Source organism: Comamonas piscis (assembly GCF_014109725.1).
GTDB classification, from domain to species: domain Bacteria; phylum Pseudomonadota; class Gammaproteobacteria; order Burkholderiales; family Burkholderiaceae_C; genus Comamonas; species Comamonas piscis.
The window spans coordinates 2714501-2729462 of sequence record NZ_CP058554.1; the positions used below are offsets into that span (position 1 = coordinate 2714501).

General features: G+C 59.1%; 12 protein-coding genes, 1 tRNA gene and 1 pseudogene. 8 read left to right on the plus strand and 6 right to left on the minus strand.

What is annotated here, in order from left to right; genetic code table 11:
- Positions 1 to 12: 12 nt before the first annotated feature.
- A complete protein-coding gene (locus HS961_RS12140; RefSeq protein WP_182322285.1) occupies positions 13 to 501 on the minus strand; it encodes a hypothetical protein in 489 nt (162 codons plus the stop codon).
- 300 nt (positions 502 to 801) lie between these two features.
- On the opposite strand from HS961_RS12140, the gene HS961_RS12145 reads away from it, so the two are divergent.
- Complete coding sequence (locus HS961_RS12145; RefSeq protein WP_182322287.1) at positions 802 to 1665, plus strand: transglutaminase-like domain-containing protein; 864 nt, start codon at positions 802 to 804, stop codon at positions 1663 to 1665.
- 818 nt (positions 1666 to 2483) lie between these two features.
- Here HS961_RS12145 and HS961_RS12150 read toward each other — a convergent pair.
- Positions 2484 to 3491, minus strand: a complete 1008-nt coding sequence (locus tag HS961_RS12150) for a Bug family tripartite tricarboxylate transporter substrate binding protein (protein ID WP_182322289.1) — start codon at positions 3489 to 3491, stop codon at positions 2484 to 2486.
- Between the two features lie 20 nt (positions 3492 to 3511).
- Positions 3512 to 4693 (minus strand): M20 aminoacylase family protein, encoded by a 1182-nt coding sequence (locus HS961_RS12155; protein WP_182322291.1) that lies wholly within the window; start codon positions 4691 to 4693, stop codon positions 3512 to 3514.
- A 128-nt stretch (positions 4694 to 4821) separates the two neighbouring features.
- Here HS961_RS12155 and HS961_RS12160 point away from each other — a divergent pair, with 128 nt between their 5' ends.
- Positions 4822 to 5730, plus strand: coding sequence for a LysR family transcriptional regulator (locus HS961_RS12160; protein WP_182328245.1), 909 nt, complete (start codon positions 4822 to 4824; stop codon positions 5728 to 5730).
- Positions 5731 to 5780: 50 nt separating this feature from the next.
- Here the strand turns inward: HS961_RS12160 and HS961_RS12165 are convergent, their stop codons facing one another.
- Positions 5781 to 6407: a LysE family translocator gene (locus HS961_RS12165; protein ID WP_182322293.1), complete on the minus strand. Its 627-nt coding sequence runs from the start codon at positions 6405 to 6407 to the stop codon at positions 5781 to 5783.
- Between the two features lie 591 nt (positions 6408 to 6998).
- Here HS961_RS12165 and HS961_RS12170 point away from each other — a divergent pair.
- The 6 genes and pseudogenes from HS961_RS12170 to HS961_RS12195 all read left to right on the plus strand — a co-directional run bounded on the left by HS961_RS12170 (position 6999) and on the right by HS961_RS12195 (position 13341).
- Positions 6999 to 7160, plus strand: coding sequence for a hypothetical protein (locus tag HS961_RS12170; RefSeq protein ID WP_182322295.1), 162 nt, complete (start codon positions 6999 to 7001; stop codon positions 7158 to 7160).
- Positions 7157 to 7573 (plus strand): hypothetical protein, encoded by a 417-nt coding sequence (locus HS961_RS12175; protein ID WP_182322297.1) that lies wholly within the window; start codon positions 7157 to 7159, stop codon positions 7571 to 7573. The genes HS961_RS12170 and HS961_RS12175 overlap by 4 nt, the downstream gene beginning before the upstream one ends.
- 347 nt (positions 7574 to 7920) lie before the next feature.
- Positions 7921 to 8175, plus strand: a complete 255-nt coding sequence (locus HS961_RS12180; RefSeq protein ID WP_182322299.1) for a FitA-like ribbon-helix-helix domain-containing protein — start codon at positions 7921 to 7923, stop codon at positions 8173 to 8175.
- Positions 8172 to 8600 (plus strand): type II toxin-antitoxin system VapC family toxin, encoded by a 429-nt coding sequence (locus HS961_RS12185; RefSeq protein WP_182322301.1) that lies wholly within the window; start codon positions 8172 to 8174, stop codon positions 8598 to 8600. The genes HS961_RS12180 and HS961_RS12185 overlap by 4 nt, the downstream gene beginning before the upstream one ends.
- Before the next feature lie 318 nt (positions 8601 to 8918).
- Positions 8919 to 9986: pseudogene (locus tag HS961_RS23630) on the plus strand (restriction endonuclease subunit S); the annotation flags it as partial.
- Between the two features lie 46 nt (positions 9987 to 10032).
- Positions 10033 to 13341: a type I restriction endonuclease subunit R gene (locus HS961_RS12195; RefSeq protein ID WP_182322303.1), complete on the plus strand. Its 3309-nt coding sequence runs from the start codon at positions 10033 to 10035 to the stop codon at positions 13339 to 13341.
- 483 nt (positions 13342 to 13824) lie between these two features.
- Here the strand turns inward: HS961_RS12195 and HS961_RS12200 are convergent.
- Together HS961_RS12200 and HS961_RS12205 are read right to left on the minus strand one after the other, a co-directional pair.
- Positions 13825 to 13900, minus strand: a tRNA-Thr gene (locus HS961_RS12200).
- Between the two features lie 53 nt (positions 13901 to 13953).
- Positions 13954 to 14961, minus strand: coding sequence for a class 1 fructose-bisphosphatase (locus HS961_RS12205; protein WP_182322305.1), 1008 nt, complete (start codon positions 14959 to 14961; stop codon positions 13954 to 13956).
- Between the last annotated feature and the right edge of the window lies 1 nt (position 14962).

Sequence of the window (14962 nt, forward strand, 5' to 3'; positions counted from 1 at the left end):
CTAACCGTCAGCTCAACCTTGGTTGGTCTGCTTGTAAGAGCGATTGGCGCGTTCCCAAGCAGCCTTCACTGCAGGCTCTGCTTGGGTCCAGCCCAGGCGGCTTTGGGCACGGTCAGCCTCCCAACGGGTTTCCCAATCGCTGCGGGCTTCTTCCCAGTCGACACGGCCATCGCGGACGGACTCATAGCCAGCGCGGTAGGCAGGTGCATAGTCGTCGTAGGTATAGCCTTCGGCAAAGTAGGGCTCGCGCTGGTAGGCGTCGGACCAGTAGGCGTCTTCAGACGTGGGGTTGACGGCCTCGGCAGCGCCCTTGCCCGCCAAGCCACCGATCACTGCTCCCACTACGCCACCGACGGCGGTGCCGATAGGGCCTGCGACCGAGCCGGCAGCTGCACCGGTCAAGGCGCCGCCAGCGGCACCAATGCCGGTGCCGATGGGGTGGGCGCCGGGCTCATCGGTGATGGGATCGGGATTGAGTTTGGGGTCTTGGGGATGGGTCATGGAGTGCTCCTTGGTTCGGTGGTGGACTTCGGTCCTGGTGCCTCCATGGTGCGGCCCGCGCTGCATCCACACCGTAGGACAAGCGCAGCAGCACCGGTACGACGGGCCTGCGCTGGCCTGTCAACACGGCCTTGCAGCCACGTGGCCGGGGACCACACCGGCGCAGGGCATTTGCCTGACAGACAGCAGCTGCATCGGCCCGCACACTGAAACCAGCGCAGCCGTTTGCCACCTGGATGCGGGCTGGGTCTGCTACCAGCCAGGAATCTTCCTCAGCGATGGCCCCTTAGAACCCACGCCATGATTCGATTGCAGTTCTCTTTGGAGCTTGCCTACACGGTGCTGACCCCCAGCGCCGATTTCTTTTTTGACTTCCATCCGGCCTACACCCCGCAGCAAACCGTGATGCTGGAAAACCTCACGGTGAGCCAGGCGGCTGCCACCTGGAGCCTGCAGCAAGACGCCAGCGGCCAGCGCAGCATGCGGCTGCAGGCACAGTCGGGCCCGCTCAAGGTCAACTACCAGGCCACGGTGGAGATTGCGCACTACAGCGATGACCCCGCCCAGATACCCGAGGTCCCCGTCTACCAATTGCCGCTGGAGGCACTGCACTACATCTACCCCAGCCGCTATTGCCAGTCCGACCGCTTGGCGGCCTATGCTTTTGCGTTGTTCGGCCATCTGCCCCAGGGCTATTCGCGTGCCCGGGCGGTGTGTGATTGGGTGCAGCAGCATGTGCAGTTCCGCTCCAACAGCTCCAGCGGCACCACATCGGCGATAGACACCTTGGTCGAGCGCGTAGGCGTCTGCCGCGATTTTGCGCACCTGATGATTGCCATGTGCCGCGCGATCAACCTGCCAGCGCGGTTTGTGACCGGTACCGATTACGGCGCCGATCCGGCCTTGGGGCCACCGGACTTCCATGCCTATGTCGAGGTGTACCTGGGCGGGCGCTGGTACATGTTTGACCCGTCGGGCACCGCCATCCCCATGGGCATGATGCGCCTGGCCACCGGGCGTGATGCTGCCGACGCGGCGTTTGCCACGATCTTTGGTGGTGTCCAAAGCGAGCCCCCGCGCATCGAGGTTCTGGCCGAGCAGAACGGCCACCAATGGCAATTGCCGGTGCACACCAACCAAGGTCTGTCGACTGCGGTGGTCTGAGCCCCTGCCTGCGGGTCGCGACCTTTGCGTTAGCGCAATGTTTTGTCATGGTCGCCGCTGACGGATTTACCCAAAAAAATGCCGCCCCAACTGGGGCGGCAGTGCATTCAAGAAGAAGGCCGATCCTGAATCTCAGGGTGTCCATGCAAGTTAAGAGAGGGAGGGAGGGTACGCATGAACTCGGCGAAACCGATGGTCAAATTCTAGGGCTGCACACGGTGGTTACTGCGCTAACGCCGAGAGCAATCGTCAGCAATTGACAAAAAAAAGAGCCCGCATTGCTGCGGGCTCCAAGGTCGTTTTCCTGTTCTTGTACTTCTATCTCCCTCCAGAGGAATCGAGATCATATGTCAAAACTATGACGATCTAATTATCATAAATTCAACAAATGTCAGCTTCTTGAAAGCTGCTGCGCTTCTGGGCAGAAACGCATCAAGTTGAAGATCAAACTTCTTAGGCTATACGTTGGATAACTATGTCGGTGCTGCCTGTTGTGGCTCCCACAGTGCGCAGGAACGACCGAATAGGCCCAAGCACCGGGGCCGACTTACTTGTGGCATTCGTTACCGAATGCGGTAATTGGCAGCAAGCACTAGGCGCAACAGATTGTTGGCGGTGCAATATTATGTACTAAATTTGATAGCACAAAGCCGCGATGCTGCCTGGCCAATGGCAGCATCGCGGCATGGCTGTGCCCATCGGTCATGGGCATCGGCAGGAGCAGCGACATCGGCATGACGCCTTGCACGCTGCTAAGCAGTGGCCGACCCTGCGCGCATGGGGCCGACAAGGGCAGCTGAGGCCAGGCTGCCCGCGCTTCAAGCGACCGGCTTGCGGCCCACGGTGTTGATCAGCTCGCCCACGCGCTGCAGGTACTGGGCAAAGGTCTGGTTGGCAGCGGCCTGGCTGTCGGTGGGCTGGGCAACAGTGCGGCCCTCGGCCTCCAGGCGCGCGCGGATATCGGGGCTGAGCAGCGCAGCACCAATGGCATTGCGCAGCACGGTCACCCGCTCTGCCGGGCAGCCTTGCTTGACAAAGTAGCCTCCGCTGATGGTGTAGGCAAAGTCGGGCACCAGCTTGCTTTGTGTGATCAGCGGTATATGGGCCAGCGGTGTGGGCAGTTCCTTCGAGAAGCTGGTCAGTACCTTGAGCCGGCGTTGGGCCTGCATGGCATCAAAGCTGGTTTGGTAGGGGAGGATGGCCAGGTCCACCTCGCCGCCCGCCACGCCTTGCAGCGCGGGCGCACCACCTTTGTAAGGCACATGCAGCAGGCTGGCGCCCACGCGGGTGGCGAGTGCCTCACCCATCAGGTGGTAGATGGAGTCGATGCCGACGGTGGCATAGGTCAGCGGCTTGGCGCTGCTTTGCTTGGCCAGCGCAATCAGCTTGTCCAGCGAATCAACCTGCAGGCCATTGCGGACGAGCAGCACAATATGCGCCTCGCTGATCGGTGCCACCAGGCTGAAATCCTTTGGCGTGTAACGGGCCGAGGGGTTGAGCATCGGCGCCAGAAACACCTCGTTGGTGGAGCCATGGAAGAAGGTATAGCCATCGGCCGGCGCGCTCAGTACCTTGTTGGCGCCAATCAGGCCGGTGCCGCCGCCGTAGTTTTCGACAACGACCTGCTGCTTGACGCTCTTGCCGATCGATTCGCCAAAGATGCGGGCAGCGGTATCGCTGGCGCCGCCGGCGGGGTAGGGCACAACCAGCGACAGCGGCTTGGTCGGGTAGGCGTCGGCTGCCCAGGCCTGCTGGGTGGCCAGCAATGGGGCACCGGCCAGCAGGCTGGCGTATTGGAGAAACTGGCGGCGATGGGTGGCGGTCATGGTGGTCTCGCTGGAGGTGGTTATTTCAGATAGCTTTGTGCCAGGCTGGCCCAGAAGGCCGCGCCGATGGGCAGGGCCTTGTCGTTGAAGTCATACAGCGGGTTGTGCACCATGCAGCCGCCATCCTGCCCCAGGCCATTGCCCAGCCGCACATAGGCGCCGGGGCGGTGCTCCAGCATGTAGGCAAAGTCTTCGCTGCCCATCACCGGGCCACGGGTCACCACGTTGTCGGCGCCCAGCAGCTGCACCGCCACTTCGCGGGCGCGCTCGGTTTGCGCCGCATGGTTGACCAGCACCGGGTACTTGCGCTCATACAGCACATCGGCTTGCAGCTGGTAGCTTTGGGCCTGGGCATTGATAAAGTCGCGCAGCCGGGTTTCGATCTGGTTGCGCACCTCCGGGTTGAGCGCGCGGATGCCGATCTTGATCGTGGCGCTTTCGGGCACGATGTTGTAGGTGGCGCCGGCCTGGATGGAGCCGACGGTGATGACGGCCGACTTGAGCGCATCGACCTCGCGGCTGACCAGTGATTGCAGGCCCAGCACGATGCTGGCAGCGGCCTGCATCGAGTCAATGCCATGGTGGGGCATGGCGCCATGGGCGGAGCGGCCGGTCAAGGTCACAGTGGCCCGGTCAAACGAGGCCATCGCCGGCCCGGCGATCATGCCGATCTGCCCCACCGGCAGGCCCGGCGTGTTGTGCAGCGCATAGATTTCATCGCAGGGAAACTGCTCAAACAGCCCGTCATCGACCATGCGCAGCGCGCCGCCTTCGTTCTCTTCCGCCGGCTGAAAAATCAGGTTCAAGGTGCCGTTGTAGTCCACCGATTCGGCCAGGTAGCGCGCCGCGCACAGCAAGATGGCCGTGTGCCCATCATGGCCGCAGGCATGCATCTTGCCGCTCAAGGTGCTGGCATAGGGCAGGCCGGTTTTCTCCTGAATCGGTAGCGCATCCATATCGGCACGAATGCCGATGCTGCGGCTGCCCTGGCCTTTTTTAAGGCGGCCCACCACGCCTGTGCTGCCCAGGCCCCGGTGTACTTCATAGCCCCAGGCCTGCAGGCGCTCTGCTACCAGGTCGCTGGTGCGCAGCTCTTCAAACGCCAGCTCGGGGAAAGCATGGATCTGGTGGCGGATGCCAACAAATTCCGGCGCCAGGGTCTGGACTGCCGATAGCAAGGAGGGGTGAATAGCTGCGTTCATGGTGGGCCCGTCACAAATAAGTCAAACCATTATCGAAAGCGCGATCCGTCGCGTCCATGACAACAGACGCAACCAAACGTTGCCAGAATCGCAACAATGCGCGGAGGTAAGCGATGTTGAACCTGGGTATGGACGATGTGCTGGGCCGCAAGCGGGCGCTGTGCCTGCTGCAGATCATGGAAACCGGCTCGGTGCGTGGCGCAGCCGATGTGCTGGCGGTGGACCCATCGATGGTGAGCCGCACCGTCGCCCGGCTGGAGCAGGACACCGGCCTGGTGCTGCTGGAGCGGCGCGGCCGGGGCGTGGTGGTGACCGATGCCGGCCGCATGCTGGCGTTGTTTGCCCGCCGCCAGCAGGACCTGCACGACACCTTTGTGGCGGAGGTCAACAGCCTCAAAAACGCGCAATCCGGCCACCTGGACCTGGTGCTGGGCGAGGGCACCCTGGACATGGTGATGGGCCCGGTGCTGCAAGATTTTGTCAAAGCCCATGGCGATGTGCGCTACCACATCAAGGTGGCGGGCACCGAGGAGGCCGTGCAGTGCATTCTGGAGGACCGGGCGCATATCGGCATCGTGTTCCAGCCGCCCAACGATGCGCGCCTGCGCTCCCACCATGCCCGGCTGGCGCCCGTGCGGGTACATGTGCGCAAGGGCCATCCGCTGGCCAGCCACTGCGGGCCCTTGAGCCTGGCCGATCTGGCCCCTTACCCGGGTGCGGCGCTGGAGGAATCCTTTGGCGTGCGCAAGCACATCCAGGCCGCCGAGCTGGAAGAAAACATCCGCCTGCAGCCGATGCTGACCACCAACTCCTTCAAGGTGCTATGGGATTTTGCGGTGATGGGCCTGGGTTACATCATGACGCCGCGCTCCATCCCCCTGCAGGGCGTTGCCCTCGATACCCTGGTGTCCCTGCCGCTGGCCAGCCCGGTGCTCAACCACAGCCAGCTGCATGTGGTCACCCGCAGCGGCCGGCCGCTGTCACCGGTGGCGTCGCAGTTGTTGCGGGAGATGGTGGCGGTGTTTTCTGCGTCTTAGTTCGCCTGGGCGTTCGGTGTTGGGTGCCAGCCAAGAACTGGCGCCTTCGCTTATCCCGGCCGCCGCGCCAACAGCGCCCATACCCCCGCTGCAGACAGTAAGCTGCCACCCGCCATATTGAACCGGCGCAAAGCCGTTGGCGACGACAGCAGCTTTCGCGCAGACGAAGCAAACACGGCATACAGCGTGGCGTTAAGCGTAGCCATCGCAACAAAGGTGATGGCCAGAATCCAGAGCTGCTGGTTAACGGGAGCGCCCGCGCTGATGAACTGCGGCAGGAAGGCCACAAAAAATACGATTCCCTTGGGGTTGAGCGCTGTCACCAGATAGGTGTTGGCAAACAGCTTCCAGCGCGAGCTGGAGACGGGCGCGGCCGCCAGCTTGGATGGTGAGATGCCTGCGCGCAAAAGCTTGATGCCCAGGTAGATGAGGTACAGCCCGCCGGCCCATTTAACGACGGTGAACCAGAAGGCTGACGCTGCCAGCAGCGCACCCAGCCCCAGTAGCGACACCACTAGCGCCGTGGAATCGCCCAACGCCACAGCTGCTACCAGCGGCACATTGGCGCGGCGCCCTTGGGCCATCGAATAGCTGATCACCGTGAGAATCGTCGGGCCCGGGATGATGAGCAGCACGGCGGATGCTGCGACAAAGGCTAGCCAGAGTTCGATTGGCATGGGGGCTCCTGTTGGCGGGGGATTGGTGGGGATGGCGGTGGAGCTAGCGTCTGGCCCAGAAGAGGGCGCTGATTTGCTGGCACGGCCGCTGTGCATGGTAAAGCGAATCGCTTCAGGGCGCTGTCTGTAGAGCGTCTCTGTTTGCGTGATCCGTTATTAGCTACCAAATAACGCGGGCCAGCGTGCCTTGGCGGTAGCGGAGCGGCCAGCGGCCCTCCGTCAGTAACCAGATCGACGAGCGCAGCGTGGGCTTGCTGTGAGCGCCTCGCGCATCTCCATGGGCACTGCGGTAGGTGAGCAGCGCCACGCGTATGCACTGCCATTTCTACCGTGTTACAGTTACGCCGCTGCGCCAGTAAAGCGCAGTCGGGATTGGCGTCCCGGAGCATCTCCACGACGTAAGCCGTGGTCTCAATTTCGCAGAGTCTGCGGCTCTCTTGTCTGTGCCCCTTTTATGGTGGCTCGGATGGGGGAGCGAAAGCTCCGCCGGTTCTCGCAGGAGGTGCCCGGTACGCCAACCTGTTCGAGCCACCGCCTTCCATTGGCGTGGAAGGCGGTGGTTTTAGCAAACTGCACCACCTGGAGTCCACCATGGCTCAATCCTCCCTCGCGCGCATCTCTGCGCTCACTTCCTGCATGGGCGAAAGCGCCTTCATCCAACTTCATCCCGACGCGCACAACGCGCTGAACATGGCCGTACAGGCATTCCCTGCACGCAGCAACCTGTCTCGGAGTCAGGGGGCGTCATCATGAATAGCAAGCCTCAAGCTGCCCGCGCGTCAGCCAAAGCCGCTGCATCCGTAGATACCAGCTCGGAAACCTCCCGCGTGGATAGCGCTTACGCCGATGTCATCCGGGCCATCGCGGGCCATGGTGACCAGCCTTTAGACATTCACGACATCTGCAGGCACCGCAGGGCCTGCGGCTTTACGGACGACCTGGCGCTGACGGAGTGTGAAGCCCAAGCGATCAACACGCGCTTGTATGGCTTGAGTGCTATATCGGCTCTGCTGATGGGGGCAGATGATGGCGGGGCGTTCAAGCTGAGCAAGTGGTTGCAAGGCGGTCTGCATAGTGCTTTGTATGCGCTGACGGAGGATGCGCAGGGGGTGTTGCAGCGGGCTAATGAGAGAGCTGCCGAGGCGCGGAAAGGTGGCTTGGGGTGATTCGCGGCACTTTCCTTGCTCGAAAGAAGGCAGAGCGCTCTGGGCAAGCTGTCTATAACAGGACTGGTAGACAAATGTGCGTCATGTTGAGGTCTACGAGACTTTTCAGAAGATTTAACAGACGGCGTCTGTTGAATCTTTGACGTCGGTTAGGCGTGCGCGGAATCGAGTGCTCAGGTCGTGACGTCAACTTTAAGGACTCCAGGTTCACCTCAAGGTATTTACTTCGGGTTTTAGGCCGTTCACAGCGCTGAGGCTTGGGTAGCTCTGGCCGTTTTAGACAGGTCGTTTGTGGATGAATGCAAAGTAGTAAAATGCATGCATCGAATGCATTCGAGGAGATCGCCATGGCTATGTTGACAGTTCGAAACCTTCCTGAAGAGGTGCACCGTGCTCTGCGCGTCCGCGCTGCCCAGCACGGTCAGAGCATGGAAGCCGAAGTGCGTGAAATCCTCGAATCCGCGATCAGCCCCAAAGGGCGCGTGAAGCTGGGTTCGCTTCTGGCCGATATGGGTCGCCAAGCCAAGCTGAGCGACGAAGAATTCGCGGTGTTTGAGCAGGCGCGCGACAAGACGCCTGCACGGCCAGTGAGCTTCGAATGATCCTGCTCGACACTAATGTGATGTCCGAGCCGCTCCGCCAGGTGCCTGAGCCGCGAGTGATCGAGTGGATCGACGCCCAGGCAATGGAGACCTTATTTCTATCCTCTATTACCGTGGCAGAATTGCGGGCGGGTATTGCCCTGCTGCCGGCCGGCAAGCGGCGCGCAGGCCTGCAGGAGAACTTGGAAAAGCGCGTGCTACCTCTGTTTGCTGGCCGGGTGCTGCCTTTTGACTTGGCTTGCACCCAAGCCTATGCGGCATTGATGGCGAAGGCCCGCAATGCCGGCCTGGCCATTGCCACGGCCGATGGCTACATCGCGGCGATCGCGGCGGCCAACGGGTTCGCCGTTGCGACCCGAGACACCGGCCCATTCGAGGCTGCGGGTGTCACTGTCATCAATCCATGGCAGGCGAAAACCTCATGAAGCTGATTCCCAACAAGGCGCAGATCGCGTCATCGACTTGGTGCGCCCGCATCTCAAAACCGACAACTTGTTGAGCTGTCCGACCATACCGCTGAGAAGGTGCGCCGCGTGAAGTTACTCAAGGCGGCAGCCAGCGGCGAGTGTTAGAAGCTGTGCGACCACTGTTCAAGGACAGCAAGTTAGGAGTTTCGGGAGCGCCGCCGGTGCGTCCGTGTATCACGCTGGAGGCCGCTGTGATCGCTGGCGCAATCCTGCTGACCGAATCCGAGTCGAGGAGACGCAATACTCGTGCAAGAAAGGCAATAAGGGGCCTACCCATTCATACAGACTGCAGATGTAAAGCACGCCAGTTTTCGCATTACTGAACACTCAGCGACCTATAGCGAAGCAGGTTTAGCACAGAGCCGTTTGTGGCCCAAAGATACGCTTTGCATCACGATTGCAGCCAACATCGCGGACACAGCTCTATTGGCTTATGAGGCTTGCTTCCCTGATAGCGTTATAGGCTTTATTGCTGACAGTAAAAAAGCCGACCCTCGCTTCGTCAAGTATTACTTCGACATCATTCAGCGTGAATTGAAGATGGTGTCGCAAGGCGCTGCTCAAGATAACTTGAGCCAAGAAAAATTGCTTTCATTCGGAATAGCTTGTCCCCCTGTCGAAATACAGCGAAAAGTGGCTGAAGTACTGGCGGCCTACGACGACCTAATCGCTACCAACCAGCGCCGGATCGCCCTGCTGGAACAAGCCGCCCGCTTGCTGTATCGCGAGTGGTTTGTGCACCTGCGGTTTCCGGGGCATGAGTCTGTGCCAGTGAGAGATGGGGTGCCTGAAGGGTGGACACGAGGCACGCTAGATCAAGCATTGTTTCTTCAGCGCGGATTTGATTTGCCGAATGGAGATCGGTTGCCCGGTGATGTGCCTATCTATGCGTCTACAGGTATCAACGGGTTCCATAACGAGGCCAAGGTGAGCGGCCCAGGCGTGGTGACAGGTCGAAGTGGAACGTTGGGTCAAGTGCATTATGTGATTGAGGACTATTGGCCTCTGAATACGTCACTGTGGGTCAAAGAGTTTCGTCGCGTGCCGCCCTTAGTTGCCTATTTCATGTTGTCCGAATTGAATTTGGCGCAATTCAATTCAGGAGCCTCTGTACCGACGTTGGACCGCAAGACAGCGCACCAGGCGGCGGTGTTGATTCCCTCCACATCTTTGGTCGAACAGTTTGATCAAGTGGTCCAGCCTATGTTCGTGCAAATACATGCCTTGAGTTTGCATACGGCCAAAACATCGAAAGCGCGCGACTTGCTGCTACCAAAGCTAATGTCCGGCCAACTTGACGTGAGTCAGATACCGCTGCCCGAAGCCGAAGAAGTGATCACCTGACACGTGTACGGCCAAAACACTGAATGACAAAGAATAGAGGGAGATTATGGGCAAGAGCGAGTATTCGGAAGATGTATTGATCCAAGCTCCCACCGCTGAGTTTCTGCACGAGGAGCTGAAGTGGGATAGCGTAATGGCGCAAGATGAAGGGCCGCTGGTAGCAGATGGCCTGCTTGGCCGCACGGCAGACACACAAGTGGTGCTGGTGCGCGATGTGGAAGCTGCTCTGCGACGGCTCAACCCCGGCCTGCCGGATACCGCATACGCCCAAGCCCTCGAAGCAGTCACACAGAATGACAGCACCAAGTCGCTGGTGCAGATGAACCAGGAAAAGTACCAACTGCTGCGCGATGGTGTGTTGGTTAAGTTCCGCGACAGCTCAGGCAAAGCGGCGGGAAAGTTGGTGGAAAAGCGCTTGCGCTTGATCGACTTTGACAAGCCCGAGCGCAACCGCTTTTTGGCTGTGCGTGAACTGTGGGTGCGTGGCCCGCTGCACCTGCGTCGCCCAGACCTGATTGGCTATGTCAATGGCCTGCCTCTGGTGTTCATCGAGCTCAAACGCTTTGAGGTGCACGTAGACAGCGCCTACAAAAAGAACTATGCCGACTACCTGGACACCATCCCGCACTTGTTTCACTGGAATGCGTTGGTAGTGATCAGCAATGGGCACGATGCGCAATACGGCTCTATCACGTCCAGCAAGGATCACTTCTACCGCTGGAAACGCTTGGATGAGGATGACCCGGAACCTGGCCCAGCCCAACCGCTGCTGCCCTTGCTGTTGCAAGGCATGTTGGGCAAGCAATGGCTGCTGGACATTGTGGAGAACTTTGTGCTGTTCGATGCCTCGGAGGACGGCTTACAGAAAATCGTAGCGCGCAACCACCAGTATTTGGGCGTCAACCGAGTGATTGATCGCCTGGCGTCCGACGATGCGACGGTGAAAGCCGAAGTAGCTGCAGGCCAGTTGGGCGTGTTCTGGCATACGCAGGGGTCGGGCAAGTCGTATTCGATGGTGTTCCTGACCGAGAAGGTACGACGCAAAATATCGGCCAGCTACACTTTTGTGGTGGTGACTGACAGGTCCGAGCTGGACGATCAGATTGCTGGCACCTATACCTCCACTGGCCGTGCTAGCGCCAAGGCTGACCAAGCCAAGAGTGGCAATGCGCTGCGCAATATGCTGCGCGACCAAAACCGCAGTTATGTCTTTGGCTTGGTGCAAAAGTACCGTGAGCGGGTGACAGAGCCTTATTCCGAGCGCGAAGACATCATCGTGCTGTCTGACGAGGCACACCGCAGCCAGTACGGACGCTTGGCGCTGAACATGCGCAAGGGGCTGCCGAAGGCGAAGTTTTTGGGCTTCACCGGCACGCCATTGATTGATGACGCTGAAAAGCAGTTGACCCGCCAGGTATTCGGCGACTACGTGTCGATTTATGACTTCAAGCGTGCCGTCGCTGATGGCGCCACACTGCCGCTGTTTTACGAGAACCGTGGTGAGAAGCTGAAGATCATCGACCCCAAAGTGAGCGAGCGCATCGTTGAGCATATTGGAGCCGCTAAGCTCAGCGCACCGGCCGATGATCCTTGGACAGACGAGAAGGAAGACAAGCTGTATCGTGCGCTCGCCAGTGAGTACCCCATCCTGACATCTCCCACACGGTTGAGCAAAGTGGCGGCGGATTTTGTGGAGCACTTTCACCAACGCTGGCAGGTGGTGGCCAAAGGCGCCAGCAAGTCATTGGTGGTGTGTCTAGACAAGATCACCTGCGTTAAGCTGCACGACTTGATTGCGGAAAAGTGGGCCGCTAAAGCGGATGAGCTGGATGCAAAAGTCTCCTATGAAGAAGCGCTGTTTGTAGCCAAAGGCAAACCACCGAACGAAACACTAAAGACGCGCCGTGCACATGTGGATTGGATGCGGGCGACTGAAATTTGTGTGGTGGTGTCGCAGGAACAGGGCGAAGTTGCAGAGTTCAAAAAGTGGAAGAACCACCGGGACGAAGCTTTGGATATCACGCCGCACCGCGAGAAGATGGTCAAGCGCAACTTGGAAGAAGAATTCAAGAAGCCCGAAAACCCCTTTCGTGTAGCCATTGTTTGTGCCATGTGGCTGACCGGCTTCGACGTGAAATGCCTGGCTACGATGTATTTGGACAAGCCCATGCAGGGCCACACCCTCATGCAAGCTATTGCTCGCGTGAATCGGGTGGGTGGTGGCAAAAAGCATGGTCTGGTCATTGACTACAACGGCATGCTCAAAAGCCTGCGTAAGGCGCTGGCTACCTTTGCTCAAGGCGATCGCAAGGGCACAGGCAAAGGTGATGAGGAAGAAGATACCGTGCGCGATGACAGCGTGGCGTTGGCCGAGTACGCGAATAGCTTGCTACAGGCAAGGCACTACCTGGAAGGCTTGGGCGTGGATCTGGATGCTGTGGTCGAAGCCAAGGGTTTTGCTAAACAGGGGCTGTTGCTGGATGCCGTTGACAAGCTGGCCGCCAACATTGAGCGACGAAAGACCTACGAGGTTTTCGTAGACGATATTCAAGCTCGGTATCGGGCATTGTTCCCTAACCCCGGTCTTTTTGAGTACGACGCAGAGGAAGGTACCTTGGCGGCGATCTACAACAAGCTGCAAGACGCTCGTACCTCCCCCGACATCAGTGCCCTGCTGCAATCGCTTTACGAGGTGGTGGATACCGCACTGACCACGGATGGTCAGCCGCCTGCATTTGTGGCGAATCAGGCTCCAAAGCGCTATAACTTGTCGAAAATCAACTTTGAGCGGCTGAAGGCTGAATTCGCAAAAACAAAGCACAAGGCTGTGGCAGTGCTGAATCTGCAGGAGCAACTGGAGAAGCGTTTGGCAGCGATGCTCGCTGTTAACCCGATGCGGGTTGACCTGTATGAGCGCTACCAAAATATCATTGCTGAATACAACCGGGACAAGAGTGCGGTTGAGGTTCAGAAGGTCATGGATGACCTGTTTGCACTTAATGACAAGCTCAATGACGAAGAGAAGCGTTATTTGCGCGAAGGGCTTGATAACGACGCCCAACTGGCTGTGTTCGATTTACTGCAAAAGGACGATTTGACCAAGAGTGATCGCGACAAGATTAAGAAAGTGGCTAAAGACTTGTTGGACACGCTGGCCAACGGAAAGCTGCAAATTGACCACTGGCGGGAGAAGGCAGCAGCCCAAGCGCAGGTGAAGGCCGAGATCATCAAGCATTTATGGGCCAACTTGCCTGGTGGCGCTTATGAGGCTGAGGAGATTGATGCGAAGGCGGGCGCTTTGTTTGCCCATATCTTCACAACCTCGGGCGAGGGTGGCGCGCCTTTTTATCACTGATTCAGCGTTGAAAGCCAAATGGCGGTGCACGTTCCCGCAGCGTAGAGCATAAAGTCTTGGGCCCATAGCCCGTTTGAACATTAGTTGCGAGTGGCTGCTTTTGTCTGCTTTTGGCGTTCGCGATCTTGCGCGGAGTGCCCGTTAATTCACGCTTTCGAACTTTTCGCGTTGATCGCGCGCTGTTGTGAGTTGTCGGGATTCGGTGCATGTGCACCAGATTGAGCAGTCATCTATCGCATTCTGAAGTCCACGAAGGGGTCAGCCTCAAGGTACTGGGTGGGTAAGAGGGCATGCGGGTTTGTTTAACCCTCATGCATTCCATAGTTGCAAACTTTGGAAATGAGTTTGCCAAATTTGCAAACTGCTTTCACCACGCTGTGAAGACAGCCCGATGGAACGGAAAACTGAGGAAAAGTGGCTACATGGTGGCTACTAGTAAAAGAAAAACCCCGCTATCTTTAAATAGCGGGGCTTCTTTACTGTTGGTGCCGGAGAGATGAATCGAACACCCGACCTTCTCATTACGAATGAGCTGCTCTACCGACTGAGCTACACCGGCGTTAGAGAGAAATTATAGCGTGAAATTTCAGCCCTAAGATCAAGTTGCGGAATTTATGCTTCCGTGTGGTAGCGGGTGACGCGTTCGACCTCGTTCTTCGAGCCCAGGACCACGCTGACGCGCTCGTGCAGCTTGGTGGGTTGGATGTCGAGGATGCGGTCGCGGCCGTTGGTGGCGGCGCCGCCGGCTTGTTCTACCAGCCAGGCCATGGGGTTGGCTTCGTACATCAGGCGCAGCTTGCCGGGCTTGTTGGGTTCGCGCTTGTCCCAGGGGTACATGAAGACGCCGCCACGGGTGAGGATGCGGTGTACGTCAGCGACCATGGAGGCGATCCAGCGCATGTTGAAGTCCTTGTTGCGGGGGCCTTCCACACCGGCCAGGCATTCGTCCACATAGCGCTTGACGGGGGCATCCCAGTGGCGCATGTTGCTCATGTTGATCGCGAATTCCTTGGTGTCCTCAGGGATGCGCACGTTCTCCTGGGTCAGCACAAAGCTGCCTTGCTCGCGATCCAGGGTGAACATGGCCACGCCGTCGCCAAAGGTCAGCACCAGGGTGGTTTGTGGGCCGTAGACGCAGTAGCCGGCGGCCACTTGCTGGGCGCCGGCTTGCAGAAAGTCGTTCTCCGTCACGCCAGGGTGGCCTTCGGGCTTTTTGAGCACGCTGAAAATGGTGCCAATGGACACGTTCACGTCGATGTTGGACGAGCCGTCGAGCGGGTCGAACATCAGCAGGTATTCGCCTTGCGGGTAGCGGTTGGGCACCAGGTAGATGCTGTCCATCTCTTCGGAGGCCATGGCGGCCAGGTGGCCACCCCATTCATTGGCTTCGATCAGCACTTCGTTGGCGATGATGTCGAGCTTTTTCTGCACTTCGCCTTGCACGTTCTCGCTACCGGCGGTGCCCAGCACATCGCCCAGCGCGCCTTTGTTGACGCTGTGGCTGATGCGCTTGCACGCGCGGGCCACCACTTCGATCAGCAGGCGCAGCTGGGCGGGGATGAGGCCGTCTACGCGTTGCTGCTCGACAAGGTAGCGGCTGAGGGTGATGTTTTTCTTCATG

Bases quoted from the DNA above. Each gene is read 5' to 3' on its own strand.
- HS961_RS12140 (WP_182322285.1), bottom strand. From the start codon at position 501: ATGACCCATCCCCAAGACCCCAAACTCAATCCCGATCCCATCACCGAT.
- HS961_RS12145 (WP_182322287.1), top strand. From the start codon at position 802: ATGATTCGATTGCAGTTCTCTTTGGAGCTTGCCTACACGGTGCTGACC.
- HS961_RS12150 (WP_182322289.1), bottom strand. From the start codon at position 3,491: ATGACCGCCACCCATCGCCGCCAGTTTCTCCAATACGCCAGCCTGCTG.
- HS961_RS12155 (WP_182322291.1), bottom strand. From the start codon at position 4,693: ATGAACGCAGCTATTCACCCCTCCTTGCTATCGGCAGTCCAGACCCTG.
- HS961_RS12160 (WP_182328245.1), top strand. From the start codon at position 4,822: ATGGACGATGTGCTGGGCCGCAAGCGGGCGCTGTGCCTGCTGCAGATC.
- HS961_RS12165 (WP_182322293.1), bottom strand. From the start codon at position 6,407: ATGCCAATCGAACTCTGGCTAGCCTTTGTCGCAGCATCCGCCGTGCTG.
- HS961_RS12170 (WP_182322295.1), top strand. From the start codon at position 6,999: ATGGCTCAATCCTCCCTCGCGCGCATCTCTGCGCTCACTTCCTGCATG.
- HS961_RS12175 (WP_182322297.1), top strand. From the start codon at position 7,157: ATGAATAGCAAGCCTCAAGCTGCCCGCGCGTCAGCCAAAGCCGCTGCA.
- HS961_RS12180 (WP_182322299.1), top strand. From the start codon at position 7,921: ATGGCTATGTTGACAGTTCGAAACCTTCCTGAAGAGGTGCACCGTGCT.
- HS961_RS12185 (WP_182322301.1), top strand. From the start codon at position 8,172: ATGATCCTGCTCGACACTAATGTGATGTCCGAGCCGCTCCGCCAGGTG.
- HS961_RS12195 (WP_182322303.1), top strand. From the start codon at position 10,033: ATGGGCAAGAGCGAGTATTCGGAAGATGTATTGATCCAAGCTCCCACC.
- HS961_RS12205 (WP_182322305.1), bottom strand. From the start codon at position 14,961: ATGAAGAAAAACATCACCCTCAGCCGCTACCTTGTCGAGCAGCAACGC.